Genomic DNA, 2,188 nt, shown 5'->3' with positions numbered 1-2,188 from the left:
AGATGGCTGGCCGGATCGAAGCCGATCTGGGCGAAGACATCGTCATCGAATCCCGTCCGCGCCTGGAAGGGCGTCAGATGGTGATGATGATCGCGCCGAAGAAGAAGACCTGACGCCTGACGGGCTGCCTCGCGGGGCGCCTGGCGGCTGAATGGATGAAGGTGAAGGGACGCCGCTGGCGTCCTTTTGCTTTTCCGGGGCGGGCAGGGCCGGTCTCGGTGTGAAAACGGTGTGGGGGCTGGTTACAGGGCGGATTTGCCTGTATCATGCCCGGCTCGACCCACCCAGGACGGGTCGTACGCCGATCATGGCAGGACGGAAAGAGCGGCCCAGGCCGCCGCCAGATCAGTCAGAAACCAGGGTCATATCCCATCAAGGACATTGCAATGCCCAAGATCAAGACCAACCGGGCAGCGGCCAAGCGTTTCCGCAAGACCGCCTCGGGCAAGTACAAGTGCGGCCACGCCAACCGTAGCCACATCCTCACGAAGAAAGCGACCAAGCGTAAGCGTAACCTGCGTCAGACGAATCACGTCCGCGCAGAAGACGCAGGCCGTCTGGACCGCATGCTTCCCTACCTCTGAGGACTGATACATGGCACGAGTAAAGCGTGGCGTACAGGCGCGTCGCCGCCACAAGAAAATCCTTGATCTGGCGAAGGGCTACTACAATGCCCGTCGCAAGGTCTTCCGCGTCGCCAAGCAGGCGGTCATCAAGGCACAGCAGTACGCCTACATCGGCCGTAAGCAGAAGAAGCGCAACTTCCGTTCGCTGTGGATCACCCGCATCAACGCGGCTGCCCGCATCAACGGCCTGAGCTACAGCCGTTTCATGAACGGCCTGCTGAAGGCTGGCATCACCCTGGACCGCAAGGTTCTGGCTGACATCGCCGTGCACGACGCAGCTGGCTTTGCTGCACTGGCCGAAAAGGCCAAGGGCGCACTGGCGGCATAAGTCCTTCCCGATGCCGTTGCCGTTCACGGAGAACGGTGTCAGGTAGAGGCAATGCATGGGGAAGGGCGCAAGTCCTTCCCCATTCTTTTTTGTGCCGGGCGCAGCCGTGCAGATGGCGGGCGACCGGCAAGCGGTTGCGACGGCGCGGCCCTTCGCGCATCGCGATGGCAGACCGACTGGAGTTCCGGCTACCCATGAGCGACATCCAATCCCTCACTTCCCAGGCGCTGGCCGATGTGGCCGCCGCGCAGAGCCCGGACGCGCTGGAGCAGCTGCGCGTGGCCCTGCTTGGCAAGAGCGGCAGCATCACCTCGCAGCTCAAGCAGCTCGGTGCGCTGCCGGCCGACGAGCGCAAGGCGGCCGGTGAGGCCATCAACCAGGCCCGCGACGCGCTGAGCAGCGCGCTGGGCGAGCGCAAGGCGGTGCTGGAAGATGCTGCGCTCGATGCGCGGCTGGCTGCCGAGGCGATCGACATCACGCTGCCGGGCCGCAGTGGCGAACGCGCCGGCCTGCACCCGATCACCCGCACCCTCGAGCGCATCACCGGCATCTTCGGCCGGCTGGGCTACGAGTTGTCCGAAGGGCCGGAGATCGAGGACGACTGGCACAACTTCGAGGCGCTGAACTTCCCGCCGCACCATCCGGCGCGCGCCATGCATGACACCTTCTACTTCGGTGACGGCCGACTGCTGCGCACGCATACCTCCGGTGTGCAGGTGCGCTACATGGGCGAACACCAGCCGCCGCTGCGCATGATCGCCGCCGGCAAGGTCTACCGCAGCGACAGCGACCAGACCCATTCGCCGATGTTCCAYCAGRTCGAAGGCCTGCTGGTYGACGAGMMYTCGASCTTYGCSGAYCTGAAGGGCACGCTGKCCGARTTCRTSCGYGCSTTYTTCGAGCGCGATTTCGAGATGCGYTTCCGCCCCAGCTACTTCCCGTTCGTTGAACCCGGCGCGGAAGTGGACATCGCCTGGCAGCAGCCCGATGGCAGCACCCGCTGGCTGGAAGTGCTCGGCTGCGGCATGGTGCACCCGAACGTGCTGCGCAACGTCGGCATCGATCCGGAACGCTACACCGGCTTTGCCTTCGGCATGGGCGTGGAGCGTTTCGCGATGYTGCGCTACGGCGTCAACGAYCTGCGCGCGTTCTTCGAAAATGACGTGCGCTTCCTCAAGCAGTTCGCGTAACGCATAAGGTAGCGCCGGGCCATGCCCGGCGGACTCAACAACGC

The 2,188-nt window shown here is 64.5% G+C and carries 3 protein-coding genes and 1 pseudogene; all 4 read left to right on the top strand.

What is annotated here, in order from left to right; genetic code table 11:
* Positions 1-113 (top strand): annotated as a pseudogene (locus tag AC1VAN_RS19510) (translation initiation factor IF-3); the annotation flags it as partial.
* Between the two features lie 273 nt (positions 114-386).
* Positions 387-584: a 50S ribosomal protein L35 gene (gene rpmI / locus AC1VAN_RS19505; protein WP_002811096.1), complete on the top strand. Its 198-nt coding sequence runs from the start codon at positions 387-389 to the stop codon at positions 582-584.
* A 10-nt stretch (positions 585-594) separates the two neighbouring features.
* Positions 595-954, top strand: a complete 360-nt coding sequence (gene rplT, locus AC1VAN_RS19500) for a 50S ribosomal protein L20 (protein WP_005410435.1) — start codon at positions 595-597, stop codon at positions 952-954.
* A gap of 194 nt (positions 955-1,148) precedes the next feature.
* Positions 1,149-2,144, top strand: coding sequence for a phenylalanine--tRNA ligase subunit alpha (locus AC1VAN_RS19495; RefSeq protein WP_480986507.1), 996 nt, complete (start codon positions 1,149-1,151; stop codon positions 2,142-2,144).
* Positions 2,145-2,188 lie beyond the last annotated feature (44 nt).

This window comes from Stenotrophomonas sp. 05L44_2 (assembly GCF_056665995.1).
The sequence above is the reverse complement of the archived record's forward strand: the minus strand, read 5'-3'. Positions and strand labels throughout refer to the sequence as shown.

Excerpts from the sequence above, each read along its gene's own strand:
- rpmI (WP_002811096.1), top strand. The coding sequence starts at position 387 with ATGCCCAAGATCAAGACCAACCGGGCAGCGGCCAAGCGTTTCCGCAAG.
- rplT (WP_005410435.1), top strand. The coding sequence starts at position 595 with ATGGCACGAGTAAAGCGTGGCGTACAGGCGCGTCGCCGCCACAAGAAA.